At 49.5% G+C, this 25,087-nt stretch carries 22 protein-coding genes and 1 pseudogene; 17 read left to right on the plus strand and 6 right to left on the minus strand.

Going from position 1 to position 25,087, the window contains the following annotated elements:
• Positions 1-23: 23 nt before the first annotated feature.
• The 4 genes from nrdD to BZG79_RS03945 all read left to right on the plus strand — a co-directional run bounded on the left by nrdD (position 24) and on the right by BZG79_RS03945 (position 6,089).
• A complete protein-coding gene (gene nrdD, locus BZG79_RS03930) occupies positions 24-2,165 on the plus strand; it encodes an anaerobic ribonucleoside-triphosphate reductase (protein WP_077661308.1) in 2,142 nt (713 codons plus the stop codon).
• Between the two features lie 10 nt (positions 2,166-2,175).
• On the plus strand, positions 2,176-2,673 hold the full coding sequence (gene nrdG / locus BZG79_RS03935; protein ID WP_077773769.1) for an anaerobic ribonucleoside-triphosphate reductase-activating protein: 498 nt from the start codon (positions 2,176-2,178) through the stop codon (positions 2,671-2,673).
• A 74-nt stretch (positions 2,674-2,747) separates the two neighbouring features.
• Positions 2,748-3,932 (plus strand): amino acid aminotransferase, encoded by a 1,185-nt coding sequence (locus tag BZG79_RS03940; RefSeq protein ID WP_077460774.1) that lies wholly within the window; start codon positions 2,748-2,750, stop codon positions 3,930-3,932.
• A gap of 165 nt (positions 3,933-4,097) precedes the next feature.
• Positions 4,098-6,089: a methyl-accepting chemotaxis protein gene (locus BZG79_RS03945; protein ID WP_077773770.1), complete on the plus strand. Its 1,992-nt coding sequence runs from the start codon at positions 4,098-4,100 to the stop codon at positions 6,087-6,089.
• Between the two features lie 67 nt (positions 6,090-6,156).
• On the opposite strand, the gene ylqF is transcribed toward BZG79_RS03945, so the two are convergent.
• Positions 6,157-7,101, minus strand: a complete 945-nt coding sequence (gene ylqF, locus BZG79_RS03950) for a ribosome biogenesis GTPase YlqF (RefSeq protein ID WP_025744796.1) — start codon at positions 7,099-7,101, stop codon at positions 6,157-6,159.
• A gap of 325 nt (positions 7,102-7,426) precedes the next feature.
• Positions 7,427-8,323, minus strand: a complete 897-nt coding sequence (locus tag BZG79_RS03955; protein ID WP_108743227.1) for an NAD(P)-dependent oxidoreductase — start codon at positions 8,321-8,323, stop codon at positions 7,427-7,429.
• A 305-nt stretch (positions 8,324-8,628) separates the two neighbouring features.
• Here BZG79_RS03955 and BZG79_RS03960 point away from each other — a divergent pair, with 305 nt between their 5' ends.
• The gene (locus BZG79_RS03960) at positions 8,629-9,930 is read left to right on the plus strand and encodes a 5'-nucleotidase C-terminal domain-containing protein (RefSeq protein ID WP_242414118.1); all 1,302 of its coding nucleotides are present in this window, start codon (positions 8,629-8,631) and stop codon (positions 9,928-9,930) included.
• 237 nt (positions 9,931-10,167) lie between these two features.
• On the opposite strand, the gene BZG79_RS03965 is transcribed toward BZG79_RS03960, so the two are convergent.
• On the minus strand, positions 10,168-11,097 hold the full coding sequence (locus tag BZG79_RS03965; protein WP_199877533.1) for a hypothetical protein: 930 nt from the start codon (positions 11,095-11,097) through the stop codon (positions 10,168-10,170).
• Between the two features lie 349 nt (positions 11,098-11,446).
• Here BZG79_RS03965 and BZG79_RS16310 point away from each other — a divergent pair, with 349 nt between their 5' ends.
• From BZG79_RS16310 to BZG79_RS04010, 10 genes are all read left to right on the plus strand, one after another.
• A complete protein-coding gene (locus BZG79_RS16310; protein ID WP_021023852.1) occupies positions 11,447-11,620 on the plus strand; it encodes a hypothetical protein in 174 nt (57 codons plus the stop codon).
• A gap of 144 nt (positions 11,621-11,764) precedes the next feature.
• Positions 11,765-12,055 carry an HlyU family transcriptional regulator gene (locus tag BZG79_RS03970; RefSeq protein ID WP_021023851.1) on the plus strand — a complete coding sequence of 97 codons (291 nt, stop codon included), beginning with the start codon at positions 11,765-11,767 and terminating at the stop codon, positions 12,053-12,055.
• Between the two features lie 293 nt (positions 12,056-12,348).
• The gene (locus BZG79_RS03975; protein WP_077773772.1) at positions 12,349-13,902 is read left to right on the plus strand and encodes a Re/Si-specific NAD(P)(+) transhydrogenase subunit alpha; all 1,554 of its coding nucleotides are present in this window, start codon (positions 12,349-12,351) and stop codon (positions 13,900-13,902) included.
• Positions 13,903-13,911: 9 nt separating this feature from the next.
• Positions 13,912-15,288: a Re/Si-specific NAD(P)(+) transhydrogenase subunit beta gene (gene pntB / locus BZG79_RS03980; RefSeq protein ID WP_077645920.1), complete on the plus strand. Its 1,377-nt coding sequence runs from the start codon at positions 13,912-13,914 to the stop codon at positions 15,286-15,288.
• 220 nt (positions 15,289-15,508) lie between these two features.
• A complete protein-coding gene (locus BZG79_RS03985; protein WP_077773773.1) occupies positions 15,509-16,948 on the plus strand; it encodes a DUF3404 domain-containing protein in 1,440 nt (479 codons plus the stop codon).
• The gene (locus BZG79_RS03990; protein WP_077460768.1) at positions 16,920-17,585 is read left to right on the plus strand and encodes a response regulator transcription factor; all 666 of its coding nucleotides are present in this window, start codon (positions 16,920-16,922) and stop codon (positions 17,583-17,585) included. The genes BZG79_RS03985 and BZG79_RS03990 overlap by 29 nt, the downstream gene beginning before the upstream one ends.
• On the plus strand, positions 17,585-18,499 hold the full coding sequence (locus BZG79_RS03995) for a DUF2861 family protein (RefSeq protein ID WP_242414119.1): 915 nt from the start codon (positions 17,585-17,587) through the stop codon (positions 18,497-18,499). The genes BZG79_RS03990 and BZG79_RS03995 overlap by 1 nt, the downstream gene beginning before the upstream one ends.
• A gap of 124 nt (positions 18,500-18,623) precedes the next feature.
• A complete protein-coding gene (gene traF / locus BZG79_RS04000) occupies positions 18,624-19,757 on the plus strand; it encodes a conjugal transfer protein TraF (RefSeq protein WP_077773774.1) in 1,134 nt (377 codons plus the stop codon).
• A 97-nt stretch (positions 19,758-19,854) separates the two neighbouring features.
• Positions 19,855-20,022 (plus strand): YoaH family protein, encoded by a 168-nt coding sequence (locus BZG79_RS04005; RefSeq protein WP_077460953.1) that lies wholly within the window; start codon positions 19,855-19,857, stop codon positions 20,020-20,022.
• Between the two features lie 84 nt (positions 20,023-20,106).
• Complete coding sequence (locus BZG79_RS04010; protein ID WP_021023844.1) at positions 20,107-20,661, plus strand: HD domain-containing protein; 555 nt, start codon at positions 20,107-20,109, stop codon at positions 20,659-20,661.
• 35 nt (positions 20,662-20,696) lie between these two features.
• On the opposite strand, the gene nadE is transcribed toward BZG79_RS04010, so the two are convergent.
• Positions 20,697-21,536 carry an ammonia-dependent NAD(+) synthetase gene (gene nadE, locus BZG79_RS04015; RefSeq protein ID WP_077669203.1) on the minus strand — a complete coding sequence of 280 codons (840 nt, stop codon included), beginning with the start codon at positions 21,534-21,536 and terminating at the stop codon, positions 20,697-20,699.
• A gap of 201 nt (positions 21,537-21,737) precedes the next feature.
• Here nadE and BZG79_RS04020 point away from each other — a divergent pair, with 201 nt between their 5' ends.
• Positions 21,738-22,259: a nicotinate-nicotinamide nucleotide adenylyltransferase gene (locus BZG79_RS04020; RefSeq protein WP_021023841.1), complete on the plus strand. Its 522-nt coding sequence runs from the start codon at positions 21,738-21,740 to the stop codon at positions 22,257-22,259.
• A 28-nt stretch (positions 22,260-22,287) separates the two neighbouring features.
• Here the strand turns inward: BZG79_RS04020 and BZG79_RS04025 are convergent, their stop codons facing one another.
• A complete protein-coding gene (locus BZG79_RS04025) occupies positions 22,288-22,959 on the minus strand; it encodes a hypothetical protein (protein WP_077576975.1) in 672 nt (223 codons plus the stop codon).
• Positions 22,960-23,153: 194 nt separating this feature from the next.
• Between BZG79_RS04025 and BZG79_RS04030 the strand changes: the two are divergent.
• Positions 23,154-24,066: pseudogene (locus BZG79_RS04030) on the plus strand (1-acyl-sn-glycerol-3-phosphate acyltransferase).
• A 10-nt stretch (positions 24,067-24,076) separates the two neighbouring features.
• Here BZG79_RS04030 and BZG79_RS04035 read toward each other — a convergent pair.
• Positions 24,077-24,991: a LysR family transcriptional regulator gene (locus BZG79_RS04035; RefSeq protein ID WP_077773775.1), complete on the minus strand. Its 915-nt coding sequence runs from the start codon at positions 24,989-24,991 to the stop codon at positions 24,077-24,079.
• Positions 24,992-25,087: the final 96 nt, after the last annotated feature.

Raw genomic sequence — 25,087 nt, forward strand, 5'->3', positions numbered from 1 at the left:
CCTATATATGGTGTGGAGGGCATATGCCAGCGGTAATTAAGCGCGACGGAACACGCGTCCCATTTGATGCAGATCGTATCGTTCAGGCGGTGACGTGTGCGCGAGAATCAGCGCAGTCGCTGCGTGACGTTGAATCATGCCCATTGACTGATGAGGCGATTCGTCGTTTAGCGGATACCATTGCGACGCAATTTGCTGGCGATGCCGAAGTAGATATCGATCACATCCAATATGCGGTAGAGGATGTGCTTATGGCTGGCCCGCATAAAGCGGTCGCGCGCGCGTACATTGAATACCGCCACGATAGAGACATTGCACGAGAGCGCCGAGGGCGATTGAATCATGAGGTACAAGGGTTGGTCGGTCAAACGAACACCGAGTTGCTGCATGAAAACGCCAACAAAGACAGCAAAGTTATTCCGACGCAACGCGATCTACTCGCGGGCATCGTGGCGAAGCATTACGCCAAACAGCACATGCTACCGAGCGCCGTTGTCCGCGCCCATGAATCAGGCGAAATTCATTACCACGATTTAGACTATGCGCCTTTCTTCCCCATGTTTAATTGCATGTTGATTGACTTAGCCGGCATGTTGCAAAAAGGCTTTAAAATGGGGAACGCAGAAATTGCCCCGCCTAAGTCGATTTCGACCGCTACAGCGGTGACGGCACAAATTATCGCGCAAGTGGCGAGTCATATATACGGTGGCACCACCATCAATCGTATTGATGAGGTGTTAGCGCCTTACGTTGAAGCAAGCTACCAAAAACATTTACTTGTGGCGCGAGAGTGGGCCATTGCTGAGCCCGAGGCATATGCGCGAGCAAGAACCGATAAAGAGTGCTTTGATGCGTTTCAATCGTTGGAGTATGAGGTAAACACCTTACATACGGCCAATGGGCAAACCCCGTTTGTTACGTTTGGGTTAGGGCTCGGTGAATCATGGTCTGCACGTGCGGTACAACGTGCTATTTTAGCCAACCGTATTGCCGGTTTGGGCGAAAATCGCAAAACCGCTGTGTTCCCTAAATTGGTCTTTTGCATTCGCGAGGGCTTAAACCGACAGCCTGACGATCCGAACTATGACATCAAGCAACTTGCGCTTGAATGCGCCTCAAAACGAATGTATCCCGATATTCTCAATTATGACCAAGTTGTATCGGTCACCGGTTCGTTTAAAACCCCGATGGGCTGTCGAAGCTTCTTAAGTGACTATGAAGAAAACGGCGAATTGATCCATGAAGGGCGGAATAACTTGGGCGTGGTCAGTGTCAATTTACCCAGATTGGCGATTGAAGCAGAAGGGGATGAAGACGCCTTTTATGCGCGCCTCGATGCAACGTTAAATATTGCTCGTCAGGCACTCGATACTCGAATTGCGCGTTTTAAAGGGGTAAAAGCCCGCGTGGCGCCCATTTTATACATGGAAGGTGCATGTGGGATCCGCCTTAACCCAGATGATGAAGTCAGTGAGATTTTCAAACATGGCCGAGCATCGATTTCGCTAGGGTATATTGGCCTACACGAAACGATTAATGCCCTTTATGGCAGCACGCCGCATCTTTACGACAGCGTGGTCAAGCAAAAGAAAGCGAAAGCGATTGTCGCCTACTTGCATGATGCGACCGAACGCTGGAAAGAAGAAACAGGCTATGGCTTTAGTTTGTATAGCACCCCGAGTGAGAATCTCTGTAGTCGTTTTTGCCAGCTTGATACGCAAGCCTTTGGTGTGCTTGAAGGGGTGACGGATAAGGGCTATTACACCAACAGCTTCCACCTCGACGTGGAAAAACAAGTCACACCTTACGATAAAATCGATTTCGAAATGGACTATCCACGCTTAGCCAATGGTGGCTTTATTTGCTATGGCGAGTACCCCAACATCCAGCATAATTTAGAAGCGTTGGAGAACGTCTGGGATTATAGCTACGATCGCGTGCCGTACTATGGCACCAATACGCCGATCGATGAATGCTATGAATGTGGGTTTACCGGCGAATTTGATTGCACCAGCAAAGGCTTTACCTGTCCGGCATGTGGTAATCACGACCCAGCGCGCGTGTCGGTGACTCGTCGCGTCTGTGGCTATTTGGGTAGCCCGGATACACGTCCATTTAACCCAGGTAAGCAGCAAGAAGTGATCCGCCGCGTTAAACATATGTAGGGAGTATATCGTGCATTATCACCAATATATCCCGGTCGATATTGTCAATGGGCCTGGGACGCGCTGCACTTTGTTTGTCTCAGGTTGTGAGCATCAATGTCGAGGCTGTTATAACAAAGCCACATGGCCGCTGAAAAGTGGCCACCTTTTCACTGATGTGATTAAAGATCAGATCATTCATGATCTTCTCGATACACGGATCCCGCGGCGCGGTTTGTCGTTAAGTGGTGGCGATCCTTTGCATCCTGCCAACCTCGACAGTGTAAAAGAATTGTTACAAGAAGTGGTGTTAAGTGCCCCGGATAAAGACATTTGGTTGTGGACAGGCTACACGCTGGAACAATTATCCTCTGAGCAGCAAGAGGTGGTGGCGTTGATTGATGTGTTGATCGACGGCAAATTTATCCAAGCAGAGGCCGATCCAAACCTCGTATGGCGGGGGAGTGCCAACCAATGCGTACACTTTCTGTCCGAGCGTGCGCAACATCGACAAGAGAATCGCGGGTAAGAGGTTGCCAATTTTCCCGCATGGGGTAGGGTATAGCGTATCTTGAGCATCCAGGCTTAAAAGGACGTATTACTATGTTAGATCTGCTCTCGCCTGCCCAGCAGGATCCCATTCTCTCTTTGTCACTGGCTTATCGTGACGATCCGCGTGAGCATAAAATGGACTTAGGCATTGGCGTTTACCGTGATAGTCATGGTCAAACGCCAATTATGCAAGCCGTTAAAGCGGCACAACAATCCCTAGCGCAAACTCAGCAAACGAAAGCCTATGTTGGCCTKGCYGGMAATGAAAACTTCAACCAAGCYATGGTYGATCTCTTACTCAAAGGGACGGACGCATATGACCGTTGTGCCGCCGTGCAAACACCAGGCGCAAGTGGGGCGCTGCGTATGCTGGCCGATCTGATGAATCTCGCGAAGCCGGTGACCACCGTATGGTTAACAGACCCCAGCTATGTGAATCACAAGCCGGTGATGGAAGCGGCAGGCCTGACGGTGAAATTCTATCCGTATTTTAATCGTGAGACCAAAATGGTGGACGCCGATGCCATGCTGAATGCGTTATCACAGGCGGGCGCAGACGATGTGGTACTGTTACACGGTTGTTGTCATAACCCCACGGGTGCTGATATAAGCCTGAAGGAATGGGAAGCGATCACAGAGCTTGCAAATCGCAACGGATTTACCCCCTTTGTTGATATTGCCTATCAAGGCTTTGGTGATGGGGTAGAAGAAGATGCTCGGGGTTTGCGTCTTTTAGCCGATAATGTTGAAGAGCTATTAATTGCGACATCTTGCTCTAAGAGTTTTGGCTTGTATCGAGAACGTACAGGCGCGGCGATTGTGGTGGGTAAATCTGCCCAAGAAGCGCAGAATGCGAAAGGGCGCATCATGCAACTGGCGCGCAGCACCTATACCATGCCACCGGATCACGGTGCCGCAATTGTCGAAACCATTTTGACGGATGATGCGCTTACGCAGCAATGGCGCAATGAAATTAAAGCCATGAACACCCGCATTAATGCCTTACGAGAAGGCCTGACGTCAGCCCTTCGCGATCGCACCGGTGACGGTTATTTTGATTTTATCCAACACCATCGTGGTATGTTTTCCGTACTTGGTTTGACTGGTGAGCAGATCCATCAGTTGCGAGACAAACACGGCGTCTATGCGGTAGGAGATAGCCGGATCAACATTGCTGGCCTGGCAGAGCGACACATCGATAGGTTGGCCGATGCGCTGGTGGATGTGACGTCATAAACAGTGATAATCACATAAAGGCATTAGCATACGCCCGTCATACTTCGGTACGGCGGGTTTTTTATAACTGCGTACACATAATGTGATGCTCCCCCACGCTTTTCTTGGTACACAAAAGTATGGTGATGTGAGTAACTGAGCTGTTCGTAAATAGGGAATATTTTCATGAAAACGACTCGATCACCGTTTGCCACCATACAAGGTCGATACAGTATCGGATTGATCGTCTTTTTACTGATCGCGACGATCCTGACTGTTTTTAGCATACAAACATGGATTGCACCGACGCTAAAAAAAGAGGGAGAAGAAAGGCTTAAGCTTAACCTGAATGAAGTGGGCCGCGATATTACCTTCGCCCTTCGTGAGGTAAAAGCGCAGCAGCGCGCCATTACGCAACTTATCCCAACCTTAACCAGCGCCCAAATCGATACCCAACTACCGCACCTTATTGATCAGTACGGCAACCCTCTGGTATTTGGAGGCGGTATATGGCCACTACCTAGTAAACGTCTCGCGGGCGTCGATCGCGCCTCCACCTTTTATCACCGTGATGACAGCGGACAATTGGTTGAAAATACTTACTGGAATAGCGACGAGGCCCCAAATTATTACACCCAACCTTGGCATCGTGCGGGTCAAAATGCGCCTCGGGGAGCATGCGTTTGGGCCAATGCTTATAAAGATGGTGCCAGCGCTCAGCCTCGTACCAATTGTGCCATGGGGATTTATCAGCAAGGCAGCTTATATGGTGTAGCAACCATTGATGTCACCCTTGGCTTTTTTAACCAACTGGTCGCGGAAAAGCAAAAAGCCTTAGATGCCAACATTGCCATTGTGGAATCCGATGGCAAGATCCTTAGCCAAAGCCGTGGTGGTTTCACGCGTGACGATGTACTTAAATCGGTCTCACGTTTCAACACGCCTTTTGCCAAGGCTATTGATACGGCTCTAAATCAACAGACGCAGCGTTTGATCTTTGAAGGTAAAGACCAGGAGCAAACTTTATTGCTGTCGCCAGTCTCTGGTACGCCATGGACGCTGGTCGTTGCCAAGCCAACCTCGGCACTCACGGCGCTGAGCGATAAAATTCTCACCACCCTTGCTTGGATCCAGTTACCTCTGATCGGCTTATTGCTCGTGGTCATGCTCATTGCCTTTAAGCGACTTCATGGCCGATTTGCGACATTTAAGCAAAATGTGGATAGCTTATCTTCAGGCGATGCGGATCTCACACTACGATTGCCGACAAAAGGTAATGATGAGCTGGATAGCATCTCTCATTCAGTGAATGACTTCATCGCGTACTTGCAAGACTTAGTACAGAAAGTGATGAGCGCAAATCAAACCTGTTCGAACTATGTTGAGCAAATCAGTCATGATGCTAGCCAAACATTGTCGACGTTAGACGCCCATGTAAGAGAAACAGAAGGCGTTGCTACCGCGATTAATCAGCTAAGTGCCTCTGCTTCTGATGTCGCGGAAAACGTTAATCAAAGCCATGATGTCACGCGTCAGATGCAATCAGAAGCCCAGCAAGCCCGTGAAGAGACGCAGGCATCGACACGCAGTGTCTTAGCCCTCGTCGATAACGTGGAAACCAGTGAGCAAAAAGTCGCACAAATGCGAGAGCATACTAAAGCAATTGAATCCATTCTCGGCGTGATTGGTGATATTGCAGAACAGACTAACTTACTGGCCTTAAATGCGGCGATTGAAGCGGCTCGGGCGGGCGACCAGGGACGCGGTTTTGCGGTTGTCGCGGATGAAGTGAGAAACCTCGCCTCGCGGACGCAACAGAGCACCGGTGAAGTCGATAAGATGTTGGCACAGGTCAGTGACGCTGTGACACAGGCCAGTCAATCTATGCAGGAGACGAGAGAGCAGTGTGTTTCATCTTCAGAGAGTAGCCAACAGGTTGAGCAGCGGATTGAAACCATGACCCAATCGGTGACGCAGGTTGACGAGCTAAGCACGCAAATCGCCACGGCCGCCACCGAGCAAAGCCAGGTCACTGAAGATATTAGTCAAACCATGACGTCTATCCGTGATATCGTCGCCAAGCTGCATCAACATGGGCAAACTACCGAGCAGCGTGCACATGATTTACAAGCGGCAAATACGGCGTTGCAACAATTAGTGGGGCAATTTAAAGTCTAGCTGCATCCTTGCCAAAGGGGCCGAATGCCCCTTTGGCATGTGACTGGTTGTTATGTCACGAATTGTATTAACGTTTGTTTTTGAGGTAACGCTTACGACGGGCCTCTTTTTTAGCGGCTTTTTCTTCCTCTCGACGGGCGTTGTCTTCTTCAACCTGCACCAGCTCGGTTTCAATCATGTCCGGTTTCTCTAACGTGAGGCCACCTAGCGCACCGGCGCGTAAATCATGCAACAGCACTTCTGAGGCTTTGTGCAAGTCAACCCGCCCTCCCGCGCGCAGACAACCGCGCTTGGCACCAATCGCTTCCATCAACTCAATGTCTGTGTCGGGTAATACATCAAGCTGATAGCGTTCTTGTAGCCGCTCGGGGTAGGCACTCGCCAAGTACTCCACGGTATAAAAAGCCACTTCGTCGTAGTCCATTGCTGTATCTTTCACAGCGCCGGTTGCTGCGAGACGAAAACCGCTATGTGGATTCTCAACCTTTGGCCATAAAATTCCCGGTGTATCAGAGAGCACCACGCCGTTTTGCAAGTTAATCCGTTGCTGCTGGCGCGTCACGGCGGGCTGGTTACCTGTTTTTGCAATCACTCGACCAGCAAGGCTGTTAATGATGGTGGACTTGCCTACGTTAGGGATCCCCATGATCATCGAGCGAATATTTTTACCCATGGCTTCGCGATGAGGGGCCAGTGCGCGGCACCGCTCCATGATTCGATTGACTTCACTTTGCTGCTGCGTGGTGATTGCCATTGCTGAAACGCCTTGCTCTTGCTCCAAGTGGGCCATCCAAATATCTGTCATGGCCGGATCGGCAAGATCGCGTTTGTTCAGTACTTTGATCACTGGCTTGTCGCCACGCAGTGTGCGGATCAGAGGGTTTTCGCTACTAAAGGGGATGCGTGCGTCGAGCACTTCGATGATCACATCGATCTTAGGGACGACTTCTTCGATTTCTTTGCGAGCCTTGTGCATATGGCCCGGAAACCACTGGATCTTGTTGTTAACCATGTTTGTACAACCTTGCTGATGCGAATGCGCCAACGTCATACAAGTCAGTGGCGCGACAATGGCGCGCATCATACCACTTAACGGTATCGATGAGAAAAGCTGGGGCAGGTGTGAATAACTACGTATCTTTCTTTCTCGGGCTTAATTGCTTATCACACCATTTTTCAATAGAGGGTGCGTATAAGGTGAACAGGCCAATGATCATGGCGATGGCGCAGATTACATAGATAGCTGTCATTACACCCCTCCTTATTGGTTAACTTTAGTATACACCTTGTTTAGCCTTTCCTCGGCCTCAAGTGCCGAGGATTGCCATATTTTTAGGTTAGGTTGATGAAGATGGTTTAGTATCCGTATCAAACTGCTTGATCAGGACTGAGGTATCACTACGACCGTATCCGCGCTGTTGCAGCTGCCTGTACTGTTGATCCACTTGCTCGGTTAAGGGAAGGTTCACGCCTAATTTGGCGGCTTCTTCTAAACAAAAGCCCAGATCTTTACGCATCCAATCAATCGCAAAGCCAAAATCAAACTGATCCTGTGCCATAGTCGATGCCCGATTATTCATTTGCCAGGAGCCCGCGGCTCCATGCTTAATGGCATTGATCATTTTTTCGATATCGAGATCAGCGGATTGCGCGAAGGTGAGTGCCTCGGATAAGCCTTGTAAGACGCCGGCAATACATATTTGGTTGGCCATTTTACAGCGCTGGCCGCTACCATTTGGGCCAATATGCTCAATCGCACTGGCGTAAACTGTCATCACAGGTTCAGCATGACGAAATACAGCAGGATCGCCACCTGCCATAATAGTAAGTTTGCCGTTTTCGGCGCCCGCTTGACCTCCGGAAACAGGCGCATCCAAAAAGTGAATACCTTGTCGGTTACACACGTCGGCAAGTTCAGTCGCCAGCTCTGCAGAGGTGGTAGTGTGATCCACCAAGGTACTGCCTTTTTTCATATTGGCCAGCACACCAATGTCGCCATAGACCACACTGCGTACGTCATCATCGTTACCTACGCACATAAAGACAATGTCAGCGTCAGTGACTGCCTCAGCAGGGGTACATCCACTCTGTCCTTGATAGGTTGTACACCAGCTTTCGGCCTTGCCGGGGGTCCGGTTGTAAACCCGGGTTGGGTAGCCGTTACGTTGCAGGTGGCCGGCCATCGAAAATCCCATCACGCCGAGGCCAATAAAAGCCACTTTGGTCTTGTTCACTTGCATGTCGTCACGCTTCCCTGTTGTGGATTAGGTAGTAATCTATCAAAAACTTAACCTTTCTTGTATATGTCAATGTTAAGCTTGTATCATCTTCTTTTGTGTTGTGGCACGGATTATTATGACAGCACGACAACCATTCTCATTAACCATCGCGCATATTAACGATACGCACTCACACTTTGAGTCTACGCCTGTCTCGCTCAGCTTAGATAGCGAAGACACACGGGTATATGCCAATTGCGGTGGATTCGCACGCATTGCATCGGCGGTGAAGCACTTTCGTCATCCGGNAGCCTAGCTTGATGCCATACCTGCCAGAGCACGCACGTGCGAGCACCCTGATCAAAACCTACGCGGGCCACCAGGTTGGTCTGTTTAGCTTGGCGGTTGAGAAAATGGCGGCACTGGCACATCCCGATCACGATACGCCGTTTTTGCCTGCCACCCAGATAGCTAAAAATACGGTGGCGTATTTGCGTGCTCAAGGGGTCAACACCATTATTTTGTTAAGCCACCTTGGTTATGACAAAGACAAGGCACTCGCAGCAGCAGTCAAAGGCATTGATGTGATTGTGGGAGGGCACACACATGTCTTACAAGGCGATTTTCAAAATATTGGTCTCGAGGCCCAAGATCCATACGGGTATCAAGTGAATGATACTTGGATTGTGCAAGCCGGGTGCCATGCGCAATCTATTGGCCGTTTTACGTTATCCATCGATGAAAAAGGTCGGCCAACAGCCTTTAATGGTCAAAATTACGTGCTGCTTGGACGCAGTTTGGCGATGGATGCGTCGCGCGAGCAGCAATTAACCGCCACTTCTTATCAAGCGGCGCGCGACTATCTGAATAGTCAGTCGAATGTACTCATTTTGCCGAGTGATTTAGATCTAAAACACCACTTGCAACAGACGTATCGTCCACAAGTGGCACAATTAGAGCGTGATATTGTCACGCATGTGCCTGAGCGTTTACGCCATGTTCGCGTCCCTGACGGCGAAGGCAGTAGCGACGTGGCCCCTTTGGTCACCGAGAGTTTTCTTTGGGCGGCGCGTGAGCAAGGGATTGATGCGGAGTTTGCGATACATAATGCGGGAGGGGTTCGAGTTGGATTGAACGCTGGCCCGCTTTCTGCTGCATTAATTGCCGGTACACTGCTGCCGTTTGCGATCGACGTGATCGCGTATCGAGTGACAGGCGAACAAATCCGCAGCGCGTTAGAAGGGGCAATCAACAACGCGACCAACAATGGCGTTGCTGGCCTTGGGACCGGCAGTTTCCCGTATTGTGCCGCTATCCGTTATCGTTATGAAGCGTGGCGCCCGATGGGGCAGCGCATCACCCAATTAGAAATCAAACGGGGTGAGCATTGGGTGGCGATGGACGATGCGCACCGATATACCGGTGTGTCCTCATCTTATACGGCACAAGGTAAAGAGGGCTATGACGCACTGCAGACAGGCCGTCGTCGCTCAATTGGTTTATCAATGGCGGAGTGTTTTATTCGGTATGCACGGCAGCAAAACGCACTCGCGCTCCCGAGCCAGCCTTTAGTGTGTTATTTGAGTACACCCGATCAGACACAAACCTGTTGGGGTCAATAACTTGGCCCATCCTTTGCTTATTCATCGATAGGTTGCACGTTCGGCATAACGTTGCCGTTAGATTAAGTTTGGGTCGTTATTGTCGATAACAGTAATAGGTGCCCTGAATGTAGCCATACTATCGAAAGGTGAAGGTGATGGAAAAACGTGATTGGTTTGATGTGGGGTTGATTAGCTTTTGGCTGATAGCTTGGGCATCTTTGGTTTATTTTGTACCGGTTGTATAAACGAGCCGCGCTAGGGTACCTGCGTGTCAGCGCGATGCGCGTGACGCATGGCCCAGCGAACCAAAAGTGGCTGTAAGTAAATGGGTAACTGAATGGCACCGATTAAGGGTAAAAATACCGGGCCAAGTGCGACGCCGGCAACAGTATAGGTCAGTAATACATTGCGATTTACAGCGGTCACCGCAGCGATCATACTGGCTGCTTGTCCTTGTCGCCGGTATAAACCGAAGGCAATGGTAAAAAAAAGCATGCAAATTGCGACTGAAATTGCTAACAGTTCTAGGGCATACGCTTGATCTTTTTGCCAGGTTTCTCCAAATGGCCCCACCAGTCCCAAAGGAAAGCTAAACACCAGCACAATAGTAAACTGTGCGAGCTTGCCGTGAATGCGTTTGAGTTTTTCGGGCTTAACCAGCGCGTGAAAAATCGCAGCGAACGCCATGGGGCCGAAAATAAATACCACTAATCGAATCACGTAGCTTTGTAAATCGAGTGAAAAAGCATCACCACTGAATATTGTTAAATTGACGAATAAGACAACTGGCATCAGCAACGTTGAGGCGATGGTGTAGGCCATGGCGATCAGCGCGTCCATGCCTAACGAACGGATAATGGCGGGTGTGGCAAACAAGGAGCCGGTTGCGCAGATCCCACTAATCGCGAGTAATAACCCTGTCGATGCACCCAATAACCAAGCGATCGAACAGGTTATCAGCGTTAATACCACCGCATGAATAAATGCATATACCCACACTTGCCACTGGCCCAGTGCTTTTACCAGTAAACCTTGGTGGATGCCAAGCAGTGTAAATAGCATCAGCGCAAACAAAACATAGGGAAGAAAAGGAAACAACGCTAGCGATACCGCTGGAAATGCAAAGCCAATCAGCGCAGCAATAAAAAGAAAGATCGCAGAGTGTCGGGCTAGAAACGCAAGCATGGTCAACACCTTAGTGACATGTGTAACATTGATGTTATCAGGTTTTAATTGATAATCGAGCGATAAATCGCCATTTTTAATAAGTAAGACACGGCTATGTGCAAGTGACAAGGTATCGCATGGGCGTGGAGACGGCTTTCAAACAAAATAAATATAATGACAGCTCAAGGGCACATAAAAGCAAATAGGCGCTTTTTTAACCGTAAGTTAACATGGTTTTCTGATTAGCGATTGCTTGCTTTTCGGATTATAAAAACTAATCCTATGCTTTAATTTTCATCAATTTATCATTGTGGGTTAGCCACCTATACTACGCGCCGAGTGATTCAGAAAATAAAGCGAGGATCGTATGACGACTGCAACGGTTAATATGACACGTTCACGTCGATCTTACGCGGTAACTATCAAAGGACTGATCGCTCATGCCATGGATGTGTTGTTTACCCGCAGCACGCAAGCACCTGCTTATGATGCAAGCCGTTTACCGGCGCATTTGCAGCGTGATATCGGCATAAACCGATAAGACGACAAAAACGTAGACAGAACGCGAAACGCCACATCATCGAGATGTGGCGTTTTTTTATTTGTGGTTTAATCACCCTTGGCATTAACCAATCATATATTGCCTGATTTGTCCGAGCCGAAAGATAAAAAGGAGTAAAGAAAGATGGGATGGTTTTCCGCACTTTTTTCTGGTGGTCAATCGAAACAAGCTAAAGCGACTGTGACCCCAACAGATTACAAAGGCTATTTGATTTACCCCGAAGCGACCGCAGAAAGCGGCCAGTACCGTGTATGCGGGCGTATTTGCAAAGAAATCGATGAACAGGTGATGACCCATCACTTTATCCGTTCTGATCTATTGGGAAATCAAGACGATGCAAATAGCTTGATGATCACAAAGGCCAAAATGATGATTGACCAGAATGGCGACAAGATTTTTGCGCGTGGCGGTTAGGCGATGCTGAGTGATACCAAAATTAATGCATAACTATGAACAATAAAAACAGATAAATTGTCGATTGGATCACATTTATACCCTAATGGCGATCCTCGCCCTGTGGTGATTAAGGAATAAACTCGTTAAGTTAAGGCTGTTGCGTTGCTAAGCACAAATTACTGACCCCCGCAACTGAGTGAACAATGGGTAAAACCGTTTTCAATACGAATTTAGTCAGTGAATGTCTCTCAGGTGGTACTCACCTGTGACGATTAAAAAATTTTTTATAAGCCAACATTCAGGGAATAGCTATGCAGATTGGTGTTCCAAAAGAGAGGCTCGTTAATGAAACGAGGGTAGCTGCGACGCCAAAGTCGGTGGAACAGCTTATCAAACTCGGTTTTGACGTAGTGGTAGAAAAGGGAGCGGGCGAAAAAGCAAGCTTCGAAGATACTGCGTACGAACTTGCCGGGGCGACCATTGTTGATACGGATGCCGTTTGGCAGTCTGAGGTCATATTTAAAGTCAACGCACCGGGTGTGATTGAACAAACCGGTCAAGATGAAGTGGAACGACTACAAGCAGGCACCACGCTTGTCAGCTTTATCTGGACTGCCCAAAACGAAGAGCTGCTTGAGCGATTATCGGCGCGCAATGTTAATGTGATGGCGATGGATGCCGTGCCGCGGATTTCTCGTGCACAATCTTTAGACGCGCTAAGCTCGATGGCAAACATTGCGGGCTATCGCGCTATTGTCGAAGCGGCCCACGAATTTGGCCGTTTCTTTACCGGGYAAATCACCGCGGCCGGTAAAGTACCGCCTGCCAAGGTATTTGTTGCCGGTGCCGGGGTGGCAGGTCTGGCTGCGATTGGCGCTGCCGGGAGCCTAGGTGCCATTGTTCGTGCCTTTGATGTTCGCCCAGAGGTGAAAGAACAAGTTGAAAGCATGGGCGCTGACTTTCTTGAAGTGGACTTCAAACAAGACAGTGCAGGCAGCAGTGATGGCTATGCCAAAGAGATGTCGGATGAATTCAATCAGGCTGCGCAAAAGCTCTATGCGCAACAAGCAGAAGATGTCGATATTATCGTCACCACGGCGCTGATCCCTGGTAAACCTGCGCCAACGCTGATTACCAAAGAGATGGTAGACAGCATGAAATCCGGGAGTGTGATTGTTGATTTGGCAGCCGCCAATGGTGGCAACTGTGAGTACACCGAAAAAGACCAAGTCATCACCACGCCAAATGGGGTCAAAGTGATTGGCTATACCGATATGGTAGGGCGCTTGCCGACTCAGTCATCACAACTGTATGCCACTAACTTGGTTAACCTCACCAAACTGCTTTGCAAAGAAAAAGACGGCAATATTGCCATTGATTTTGACGATGTAGTCGTACGTGGCGTCACCGTTATTAAAGAAGGCGAAGTGACGTGGCCTGCACCGCCGATTCAAGTGTCGGCACAACCGAAAGCGGAACCTAAACCCGAACCTGCACCGAAAGCAGAGGCGAAAAAAACGTCACGGGCAACCAAGTATGGCTTAATGGCCGCCGGGTTGGGGGCGTTTGGCTGGGTTGCCAACTACGCCCCAAGTGAGTTCCTTTCTCATTTGACCGTGTTTGTGCTTGCCTGTGTTGTAGGCTACTACGTGGTCTGGAATGTAACCCATGCGCTACACACGCCACTGATGTCCGTCACCAATGCGATTTCAGGCATCATTATCGTCGGGGCGCTATTGCAAGTAGGACAAGGGATCGGTTTTGTTACCTTCCTCTCCTTCATTGCCGTGTTGATCGCCAGTATCAATATTTTTGGCGGCTTTACTGTTACAAAGCGCATGCTTGAAATGTTCCGTAAAGGGTAAGGAGAAAGAATGTCTGAAGGATTGGTACAAGCTGCGTATATTGTTGCCGCACTCTGTTTCATTCTGAGTTTGGCTGGGCTCTCAAAGCAAGAGTCTGCGCGTGCCGGTAACTACTACGGGATTACCGGGATGGCCATCGCGCTGGTGGCGACGATTTGGGGTCCCGATGTTCAAGGCGTTGGTTGGATTATACTCGCGATGGTCATTGGCGGCGCGATTGGTATTTACTACGCCAAACGGGTTGAGATGACCGAAATGCCGGAGCTGGTGGCGATGCTGCACAGTTTTGTCGGCCTGGCGGCGGTATTAGTCGGTTTTAACACCTATATTGATCATCCACCGCTGACCGGTGCGATGCTTAATATTCACTTAGTTGAGATCTTCTTAGGCGTGTTTATCGGTGCAGTGACTTTCACCGGGTCGATTGTCGCCTTTGGTAAACTGCGTGGCGTGATCTCGTCGAAAGCGCTGGCGTTACCGCATCGTCATAAGCTTAACCTTGCAGCCGTCGTGGTTTCCTTTTTACTGTTGATTAACTTCGTCAATGCCGAAGGCTCCACGTTCGCACTCATTGTGGTGACGCTCATCGCGCTGGCCTTTGGTTATCACCTTGTCGCTTCGATTGGCGGCGCAGACATGCCGGTTGTGGTGTCTATGCTGAACTCGTATTCCGGTTGGGCAGCGGCAGCGGCAGGCTTTATGCTGGCGAACGATCTACTGATCGTCACGGGGGCATTGGTCGGCTCATCGGGTGCCATTTTGTCTTACATCATGTGTAAGGCCATGAACCGCTCATTCATTAGTGTGATTGCTGGTGGCTTTGGTTCAGATGGCACCGCGTCATCGGGTGATGAAGAGGTCGGTGAATACCGCGAGAGTACCGCTGAAGAAGTCGCAGAAATGCTAAAAGACTCCAACAGTGTTGTGATCGCACCCGGCTATGGTATGGCCGTTGCGCAAGCGCAATATCCTGTTTACGAAGTAACAGAAAAACTGCGTAATATGGGCATTGACGTGCGATTCGCGATTCACCCCGTTGCAGGGCGTTTGCCTGGGCATATGAATGTGTTGCTCGCAGAAGCGAAAGTCCCCTATGACATCGTATTAGAGATGGATGAAATTAATGATGATTTCCCGGATACGGATACGGTACTGGTGATCGGGGCTAACGACACAGTTAACCCCGCTGCAACAGATGATCCCTCTAGCCCCATTGCAGGCATGCCTGTACTTGAAGTCTGGAATGCCAAAAATGTGGTGGTCTTTAAACGTTCAATGAATACCGGCTATGCTGGGGTACAAAATCCATTGTTCTTTAAAGACAACAGCACCATGCTCTTTGGCGATGCCAAGCAAAGCGTCGAGGCGATTTCTAAGGCGCTATAGCCCAATAGCCTGCTAATAAATTAAAGCACTATTGCTCAGAAGAGCCAGTTAATTGACTGGCTCTTTTTTATGCGTAGTCGGTAGCTGCGGCAGTGAGTACAGCTCTGATCTTCTCCTCGCAATGAACAGAATCATACCTTTGATTCGAGAGCTTGCATCCGAGCGGCGCGAACTTACAATGCACTGACATTATTTCAAGGTTTGGTGGTAAGCTGTCACTATGCGAATTCTGCTGCTAATCATTTTCACGCTGACAGCCTGGCCAGCCATGGCGGCGACGACATTTTCAGAGCAAATGACTGCGTTCCGAGCGCAGTTGCTTTTGGCGGATCCTATTGCGCGTTATAACCTCATCGGTATTAACCGTGCCTTTCCGCGGGTGTTGCTAAGTCCAGATAGCCTATTACCACAGACGACTCGTTATCCGTTAAAAGATATTCGCCGGCTCTATCAGGCTGCGCAAAAGTGTCAAGGACCTTGGCCGGTGAATCCGCAAGTGACAGAGCCTTTGGTGTTTACTCGTGCTATGTGTAATAACACCCAGCTTCCGGTGGCTTGGTTTTCTCGCTCGGGATTTATTCATCCCGGTGGCGGGAGCTATGCGGCCAAATACGTGGAGAAATACCCCGCGCGACGTAGCGAACTTGTGCGCTTTTTTCATATCCAAGAGCGACCAAAAGCCGAGCCTGACAGTTTACTCGGTCGGCTACAAAGAATGGATTCATCAGCGGTCGAGGCTCTAAATGGCGGCGCTAAAGCCTTAGCTAGTCAAAATGAAATGTGGATCCGTGTGGGCAGCTATTACCATTTGTATGCCGCGCAGCAATGGCAACCTCTTGTTGCTGAATTTGATTTACACCTTACGCCTCGGGGGGAGCAAGATTTTTGTTTGGCCCGTGTGGGGAACATTTGTTGGAATGAAGAAAAAGCGCCTAGCTATTGGCCTTATCTTGTCGGTGCGCTGATTATCATCAACCTGGTTGCCCTCGGTGGTTGGGGATTTAACCGATGGACGGTACAGCGTCGGTTGATGCAAGAGCGTATGCTGGTATTACAAATATTGACGCACGAGTTACGTACCCCCATTGCCAGCTTGTCGATGACGGTTGAGGGGTTTCGGCGTAAATTCGATACGTTACCAGAGCCCTTTTATGATGAGTTTCGTCGTTTGTGTGAAGATTCAAGGCGTCTAAAACAGCTGGCGGAAGCGAGTAAGGATTACTTGCAGTCGAATCAAAAGCCATTGGGCAAAGAAACGATTCCGTCTATCGAAGAATGGTTAGGATACATTTGTGAAGAACATCAAGTGACGCTTCAGGTAAGTCAAGATGGCGCGGTGCGGGCCAATGTCTATTGGTTAACGACATCATTGAACAATTTGATCGCCAATGCGGTCAAATATGGTGTCGCCCCGGTTGAAGTGCATGCAAAGGTATCAGCGGGTCGTTTCACCATTGCAATATGCGACCAAGGCGATCTGACCGCCAAGGATTGGAAGCACATACGTAAACCCTTTGTCAGCCAGAGCGGTCTTGGGCTCGGGCTGACGATCGTAGAATCGATGATTGAGAGAATGGGGGGCAAGTTAATCCTTTCTGGTCCCCCCACCACATTTACTTTGGAGATTCATTGTGACGCAACCGACGTTACTTCTGGTTGAAGATGATGCCAATCTAGCAGACGGCTTATTGGCAAGTTTGGAGCAAGCGGGCTACCAGTGTTTATATGCTGATAGTGCGACGAAAGTTGCTGAGTTATGGCGAGATGCGGATCTTGTCATCTTGGACCGCCAACTGCCTGAAGGCGACTCAATCGAATGGCTCGCGGATTGGAATAAACTCAAAACCGTGCCAGTGATCTTGTTGACAGCCATGGTGTCCGTGCGTGATCGCGTTGGCGGATTAGACTCGGGCGCTACCGATTATATCACTAAACCCTTTGCCGAAGCAGAGCTGCTCGCGCGCGTGCGTGTTCATCTTCGTCACCCTGTCGGAGAAGCGGAAATATCGAGTGACGATCTCGTAATCAATGAGGTGAGAATCGATACCGCGAGTCGTGCAGTCTTTTGTGGTGACCAAGAGATGACATTGACACGCACTGAGTTTGACTTGTTGCATTTCCTCGCCAAAAACGCAGGGCGTGTATTTACGCGTGATGAATTGCTCGATCAAGTGTGGGGGTATAACCATTATCCTACCACGCGTACGGTTGACACCCATATATTACAACTACGCCAGAAGCTGCCCTCGGTGAATATCGAGACGCTACGTGGCGTCGGCTATCGCATGAAGGCATGATGAAAACGCGCGCTCTCTTTGGACTATTAGCAACTATGCTGGGTGCTGGTGGCGCGCAGGCTGCGTGGTTTAACGGCAATGACGCGTTAACCAGTGCCCATCAGCGCCTATTAAATGGAAAAACCGCAGCCAGTGTAGAGGCCATGATTGAAGCCTGGCAGCAACCCAATCTTTCTGCTGCCAAGCAGGATCATCTCGCTCAGCTGCTTGCGCTCGCGATCACGGAAGACTGTGGGCGCAGTTTAAGCCAAAAGACATTGCCTGATTGGTTGAGCAATATATCTGTGCGTCGCGAAACGGTCCAAACCACGAGTCGGGTGTATTATCGGCTCCAAGTGTCAGGGGAGTCGCAAACGGGGGTGAATGCACTCACGTTAAAAAAATGGCCGGATCAAACGGTGATGCGTGGTGAGTTCTCTCCGGCGCAGCAACACGGTTGGCGTTTGATCAAAGATGGCCTTTCCGATCCTATTTCCCAAGGTCTTTATCAACTCACAGCCGAGTCAGTATCAGGCCATACGTGGTCGAGTTGGTTGCTTCTCACCCAGCCTCAGCCACGTCAAACATTGAGCTGGAAAGATACCCGAAGCTGGCACATTGCCCCTTTTGATGATTTTAACTCAACTTGTCAACGGCCCTTTCTGAGCCTTAACCTGTATCCGCACAATCAACCGGATGGTGCCCCGATCTGGTCTGCTGAAAAGCATAAGCGGCTTCCTACCCAGCTGCCAATGTTAGATGTTCCTAATGGTCAATACTGGTTTAGTGTTGCCCTGATTGAACGGCGCTGGCAGGGCGCGCTGTCAATTGAAGAAGTTCAGCGTATCGGCCGGGCGATTGATTTACCGGATTTGGATCCTGACGCTTTAAATAGGATAGCGCCGAGCCGCTCGGACAAACAAAGTGACGAATAAATAGGCATTTGCGTTATGGTCAATTTGATAAAGTTCACACCTTTTTAGTGAGATCGGTCCAATTTTTCACGTTTATCTCTATGCTTGCCTTTCAAATAGCAAATCAAAACATAGGGGTAACGCAATGACCTTTAAAACAAAAGCGCTTGTGGTGGCACTGGTCGCATGCTCAACCAGTGCGTTGGCGGCGACTAACCCAACCGATGCCCGTGCCAATGCCATGGGTGGGGTCGGCGTGGCATCGGGGGATTATCTTTCCGCAGGCTTTCATAACCCAGCTTTGGCTGCACTTGATCCCGATAGCGCGTTTGGGGTGCTTATCCCGTATATTGGTGCCGAAGCGCGAGATCCCGATGAGCTTATTGACGGCCTCGATGATGTCGCCGATGCGTTTGACCAACAAGATGCAACAAAAATTGAATCTTCACTGAGAGCGGTGCAAGGCGATAAAGCCTACGTCAATGCCGGTGTTGGTGCTGCGGTGGGGATTCCCACAGGCTCTATCTCGGCGACACTCTATACATCTGGGTTAATTGAGGGAGCAGTCTTAACAGATATCGATTCCGATGACTTTAATCAATCAACTGGTAACTTTACACCAGAATCCTCAGCAACCATTCTTGCCGCCGGGGTTGGTGAGTTAGGGGTGGCACTGGCAACCAACCTTGATATTGCCGGCCAGCGCGTTGCGGTGGGGGTAACGCCTAAACTGCAACGGATCACTACCTATAACTATGGCGTCTCGGTTGATGCTTATGATAGCGATGACTGGGATGACAGCCGCTACCGCGAAGAAGAAAATGCTTTCAATCTTGATTTGGGCGCCGTGTGGCAATCGGGCCCGTACCAGATCGGCCTTGCCGGTAAGAACCTGGTTAGCCAAGATGTCGATACCGTAACCATCAATAACAACCGTTTCACTTATGAGCTTGAGCCGCAATTTACCCTGGGCTCGGCGTTTGTGTCTGACTTTGTGACCGTTGCTGCCGATTTAGATCTCAACAAGAAAAGCGGCTTTAAAGGTACGCTTAATGTGGATGATGACACCCAGTTTTTCCGAGTCGGGGCAGAGTTTGACGCCTTTGGCCATGCGCAACTACGCACCGGCTATCGTGCGGATCTAGAAGACAATGTCGATAATGCCTTTACCCTCGGTCTTGGTTTATCCCCCTTTGGTGTCGCCAATCTTGATATCGCCGCGAGTATCATCGATAGCAACAGCTATGGTGGTTCCGCTCAGCTGGCCTTTACGTTTTAAATCAGTTACTGCATGACAAATGATTGGACAGGCCCTAAAATGGCCTGCCTTTTTTAATCATCACTTACCAATCATTGATCATCAAGAGAGTAACCGAATGTTTGACGGCGTTACGCTAAACCACGAGCAACAACAAGAAGCGGCAGAGCGCATTCACGCGCTGATGGCAAAAGGCATGAGCAGCGGTGAGGCGATTATGCAGGTTGCCAATGAAATACGTTCGCAAGCAGCGCAAGCGGCTCAAGCCTCTTCGTCTGAAGAGTGAGACACACTGCAAACATATTGTGTTTTTATTTACAATTCCAACAATCCCTGATTAATTTAAAGTAGGTCAGTAAAGGAGTGTTGGATGGGTAGTCGGCTGGAACAAGCGCGAGAGTGGGCGAGGGTAAGACATGCCCTCCAGCGGTATGGCGCTCAGCCCTATCGTTGTCACCTGGATCATGTCGAGCGGATTGCCACGCCTTTTGGTGAACAAGCACGTATTGTGGCGCAACTGCACGATATTTTGGAAGACACCGCGACGCGTGTGGATGAGATCTCTGCGCTTTTCGGCCCCACGGTAGCCCGCGCTGTGATGCTGGTGACCGATCCGCGCCGACCCAATCGCGAAGAGCGAAAACGCGCGTTAAACCAGCGTTTGATTGTGCTTGATGTCACGGATGAGGCGGCTTGGCTTGCCTTGGTGGTAAAAACCTGTGATCGACTCGCGAACGTCATTGCCAGTAGTGAACACAGCCCAAAACGGTTTGAGCAATATCAACGCGAACACGGCGGCTTTCGCGTTGCTGTATATCGCCCCGGTTTGTGTGACAACTTATGGCAAGAGCTAGATGGCTTGATTGATGCCGGCCAACACGCAGACCGACATCCTGATCATCAGCTCCACGCGTCGATCTCTTAACCGCTGTTTTCGACGACGCGGTTAATGCTTAGTCGTTAGTTATCTAAGTCATACACAGTCGGGACGGGCTGTCGTTTGTGCTGCGTTGCCTGGTACACCTTAATAATCTTCTCTTTCACCGCATTATCGACTGGCTTACCTTCAAGAAAATCATCAATTTGCTCATACGTGAGTTGTAATGCGTCTTCGTCGGCTTTTTGTGGCGATAAGTCTTCCAAATCCGCGGTAGGGACTTTATGAACTAACACATCCGGCGCCTCTAAGTGGGCGGCAAGTTGACGCACTTGGCGTTTATTGAGACCAAATAAAGGGGCAAGATCGCAGGCGCCATCGCCGAATTTGGTATAAAAGCCGGTGATGTTCTCTGCTGAGTGATCGGTGCCGAGGACCAAACCTTGGGTTAAACCGGCAATTTCATACTGTGCAACCATTCGGGCGCGTGCTTTAACATTGCCTTTGGCAAAATCAATCCGCCCTTCGTTTGCTGGCAATAGGCCGACTTCCGACACTGCATCGAGTACCGATTGATGTGTACCGTCGACACCGGGTTTCACATTGACGGTCACGATTTTACTTGGTTGGATAAATGATAGCGCGAGTTGGGCTTCATCCTCATCTTTTTGCTCACCGTAGGGTAAGCGTACCGCGATAAACTGATATTGCTCGGTGCCTGCGGCTTGATTAAGTTCGTCAACGGCTAATTGTGCCAGTTTTCCACATGTTGAAGAATCGACGCCTCCACTAATGCCTAATACAAGACTCCGGGTCCCTGAACGTTGTAGCATGGCTTTGATAAACGCAATGCGACGGCGTACTTCGAGTGCTGCGTCAATCGTGGGTTGCACGCGCATTTCTTCGCGGATCGGGTGTTCCATGTTGTGTTCCTCTTTTTAACTCTGGCATGCGACTTTAATGAAGGTTTGGCTGCGTATTATTGTGCATGATCTCTGGCGCGTTGGGTATAGCCAAATCAATCCCTTCGCGTTGCTGGTTACGTGTTAGGTTTTTGATTGGTTTCATGGCATCATTATGCGCGATATCCACCGCATCCAGAATGGTTCGGCTAAGAGAATACGATGACAGAGCAAATTGCAGTGTTTGGTAGTGCTTTTAATCCGCCGACGCAAGGCCATGCGTCGGTATTAGCACAACTGAACCACTTTGATCAGGTATTGCTGGTCCCTAGCTACAAGCATGCTTGGGGGAAAGCGATGGCGCCTTATGACACTCGCTGTGCGTGGGTGCGGACGTTTATCGATGATGTCGCGCTCTCGAACCTGACACTATGTCAACGCGAGGCATCGCTTGGCGCTGAAGGTGACCCTGTCACAACATTTATGCTGCTGAGTGCGTTACAGCAAGATTATCCAGAGGCCGCGTTAACTTTTGTTGTTGGACCAGACAACTTGGTTAAGTTTGGTCAATTCGCGAACAGTGACGAGATCCTTGCGCGCTGGTCTGTATTAGGAATGCCAGAAAAAGTGGTGGTCCGAAGTACCCACATACGTGAACGACTCCAGCAGGGACTACCCATTAGTGAGTTAACCACCCCGAACGTCGCGGCACAGCTAACCGATTCAGCGTTCAGGGCGTATTAGCACATGATAGATTGATTCGTCTTGTGTATCACGCCTCGAAGGTGTCGGTATAACGCGCATACAGTGATTCTGCTTGCGCGTGCGCGATGCCGATATTTGTCGCCGCCTTGGTTAATGTTTGCCCCGATTTAAGGGCTGCACGGAGTTGTCTCACGATAAAATATTCGTGTAAATCTTCCATGGTCAGTTGCGTGAGTGCTTGTAATTGATAGTGTTGTTCAGCGTTTGCGGGTGGTTGACCTGTTTGCGCTCGTGTCACACAATCTGCCAAGCTTTGGGTTTGTCGGTCGAGTGTTTGTGACGGTGTCATGAGTGAAACCTGATCTAATGCGACAGCTTGAAGCCGGCGTGCTTGCGCTGATGATGACGGCTGATATCCTGACGTAAGCAGTGCACAAAGGCTGGCAACAAGCAGGGGGGACACCTCGATATGGCCAACTTGTGTAGGCAGCTTCTGCGTGACACGTGGCGATATGGCCAGTTGATGTACTCGAGTGTTTGGCGTGATGGTCAGGGCATGCAAACACTCAAATGGAAGCCAAAACCCTTGACCACTATGCACAGGGATGTCGGCTTTCCCTAAGCGAACAAATACGACGCCGTCTTCAACAAACAGCAAATTAGCCGTGTAACGACGCTTACGAGGCGTGAAAGTCAGTGATGATGGTTGGTAAAACGTATGTTCGCTGGTGTACTTCATAATGGCGTCTCAATGTAACAAGGCGGCAATGGTGAGCACTTTTGCTGTTAAGGTCAAGTACACACCCCGAAAGGGAACCCTTTTGGTGCAATAAGGTCTGACCTCCAACCTGTGGAAAATATCGGTGGATTCACTTTGAATCCTTGTTTGGCTGCGTAAAATAGCGCGGTTTTTATTAGCTATAATGGAAGAACGTGCAGACAGTTAACGATCCCTATCAAGAGATTCGTCCTTATTATGACGAAGAAGTTCCAGGTGCGATTCAGCGTCTTATTCAAGATGATGAATTTATCAATGCGATTCTGTCTTATCGCTATCCACACGCATCAGGCCCGCTCGGTTGGCTACTCAAGCCTGCGCTAAAACTGTATCTGACCAAAAAGTGGAATAACATCAGAACCGTACAGGATGTGCAGCTACATGTTGCCAGCTATATGCGCAAGATGATCAAAACAAGCTGCGATAAAGTCACGGTCTCCGGTGTTGAAAATCTCGACCCAAGCCAAGCGTACCTCTTTGTCTCGAATCATCGGGATATTGCCATGGATCCCGCCTTAGTGAATTGGTGTTTGCATCAGCGCGGATTAGATACGGTAAGAATCGCCATTGGTGATAACTTGTTGCGTAAGCCGTGTGCAACGGAGCTGATGAAACTGAATAAAAGTTTTATTGTTAAGCGCTCTGCTAAAGCCCCCCGTGAAATGATGAAATCGCTATCACAATTATCCGCTTACTTACGTCTTTCTCTCGATGAAGGGCAGTCTATATGGATAGCGCAACGAGAAGGGCGAGCAAAAACCGGCGAAGACATCACTGATCCTGCGATCTTAAAAATGTTCTTTATCCATGGCGGCGAAGATCGATAGCCAAATTCATCAGCTGTATCGGCTGTATCCGGCCAACTATATTGCGGCTGGGGTAGAACATGACAGTGTCACACCAGCCGAACGCCGTCTTTACGAGCAAAAAATTGCTCAAGCGCCTGAAGCGGCGCGTGAATATTTGCAACAAATGTACGCCAATCCAGTCCTCAATCAACAGACAGTAGGTGCTGTTCTTTCAGATGACGACGTCGTCGACGTTGTAGGAGAACAAAACGCCGAGTGACCTTGTCACTTTATTGGCGATCCCAAGGCGGTGGATCGCCAATTTTATCACGCATGAAATCGACAAACTCTCTGACCTTGGGTGCAAGATGCTTACGCCGTGGGTAAACGATATAAATTGGCAGTTCGAGACAAGGCTGCCAGTCGGGAAGTACCTCAACCAGCTCACCCGTGTCTAACTCATCGTTTAATAGATAGGTCGCGAGATAGGCGATCCCCAATCCCGCTTTGACTGCTTCGAGCACCGCTGGGGCATTATTGATTGTGTATTGGCCGCTGATATGAACCACTTGTTCCGTGCTGGCCTTGGTGAAGGGCCATTGGTCATAACGACGTTCACGGCTTTGATAAGTAATACAGTCATGATGACGTAATTCATTAAGTTGTTGCGGGGTGCCGTTATTCGCAAGGTAGGTTGGGGCAGCAACCAGTTTGAACTGACAGTCTGCTAATTTTCTCGCCACCATCCCCTCAGGAGGGTGCTCATGAATCGCTACCCAACAGTCATAGCCTTCTTCGACCAGGTTAGGTCGATGGTCGAACAAACTAATGTCGAGATTAAGATCAGGGTACAGCTGTCGGAATTTGGCAAAATGGCGCGTCATTATAGTATTACCGAATGACTGCGCGACGCCGATTTTTAGCTTACCGGTTACCTCATTCCGATAACCTGCGACCATGGCTTCGGCTTCATCTAAGGTTGCCATTAACTGGCTACCATAATCCGCATATCGAGTTCCCACTTCGGTCAACGATACCGAGCGGGTGTTACGCTGTACCAGTTGGACGCCCAAACGATCCTCGAGGTAACGAACCTGTTTACTCACTTGTGATTTGGAAATACCAAGTCGTTCAGCGGCGCGCGTAAAATGCTGCTCTTGTGCAACGGCAGCCAACACCACAATTTGTTGGAGATGTTCGAGCATAGTCTGTGCTTCCATGTTCTCAGTAGGGTGAGACTACCACATATTTCCCTGCCTCTGGAATTAATAGTGACAACGTCACACTAAGCTATCAGAGAA

This window comes from Salinivibrio sp. MA427 (assembly GCF_001996115.1).
GTDB lineage: Bacteria > Pseudomonadota > Gammaproteobacteria > Enterobacterales > Vibrionaceae > Salinivibrio > Salinivibrio costicola.

What these genes read in the sequence shown, in the direction of transcription:
- nrdD (WP_077661308.1), top strand. Translation starts at nt 24, where the DNA reads ATGCCAGCGGTAATTAAGCGCGACGGAACACGCGTCCCATTTGATGCA.
- BZG79_RS03945 (WP_077773770.1), top strand. Translation starts at nt 4,098, where the DNA reads ATGAAAACGACTCGATCACCGTTTGCCACCATACAAGGTCGATACAGT.
- ylqF (WP_025744796.1), bottom strand. Translation starts at nt 7,101, where the DNA reads ATGGTTAACAACAAGATCCAGTGGTTTCCGGGCCATATGCACAAGGCT.
- BZG79_RS03960 (WP_242414118.1), top strand. Translation starts at nt 8,629, where the DNA reads ATGCCATACCTGCCAGAGCACGCACGTGCGAGCACCCTGATCAAAACC.
- BZG79_RS03965 (WP_199877533.1), bottom strand. Translation starts at nt 11,097, where the DNA reads ATGCTTGCGTTTCTAGCCCGACACTCTGCGATCTTTCTTTTTATTGCT.
- BZG79_RS16310 (WP_021023852.1), top strand. Translation starts at nt 11,447, where the DNA reads ATGACGACTGCAACGGTTAATATGACACGTTCACGTCGATCTTACGCG.
- BZG79_RS03970 (WP_021023851.1), top strand. Translation starts at nt 11,765, where the DNA reads ATGGGATGGTTTTCCGCACTTTTTTCTGGTGGTCAATCGAAACAAGCT.
- pntB (WP_077645920.1), top strand. Translation starts at nt 13,912, where the DNA reads ATGTCTGAAGGATTGGTACAAGCTGCGTATATTGTTGCCGCACTCTGT.
- BZG79_RS03985 (WP_077773773.1), top strand. Translation starts at nt 15,509, where the DNA reads ATGCGAATTCTGCTGCTAATCATTTTCACGCTGACAGCCTGGCCAGCC.
- BZG79_RS03995 (WP_242414119.1), top strand. Translation starts at nt 17,585, where the DNA reads ATGAAAACGCGCGCTCTCTTTGGACTATTAGCAACTATGCTGGGTGCT.
- traF (WP_077773774.1), top strand. Translation starts at nt 18,624, where the DNA reads ATGACCTTTAAAACAAAAGCGCTTGTGGTGGCACTGGTCGCATGCTCA.
- BZG79_RS04005 (WP_077460953.1), top strand. Translation starts at nt 19,855, where the DNA reads ATGTTTGACGGCGTTACGCTAAACCACGAGCAACAACAAGAAGCGGCA.
- BZG79_RS04010 (WP_021023844.1), top strand. Translation starts at nt 20,107, where the DNA reads ATGGGTAGTCGGCTGGAACAAGCGCGAGAGTGGGCGAGGGTAAGACAT.
- nadE (WP_077669203.1), bottom strand. Translation starts at nt 21,536, where the DNA reads ATGGAACACCCGATCCGCGAAGAAATGCGCGTGCAACCCACGATTGAC.
- BZG79_RS04020 (WP_021023841.1), top strand. Translation starts at nt 21,738, where the DNA reads ATGACAGAGCAAATTGCAGTGTTTGGTAGTGCTTTTAATCCGCCGACG.
- BZG79_RS04025 (WP_077576975.1), bottom strand. Translation starts at nt 22,959, where the DNA reads ATGAAGTACACCAGCGAACATACGTTTTACCAACCATCATCACTGACT.
- BZG79_RS04035 (WP_077773775.1), bottom strand. Translation starts at nt 24,991, where the DNA reads ATGCTCGAACATCTCCAACAAATTGTGGTGTTGGCTGCCGTTGCACAA.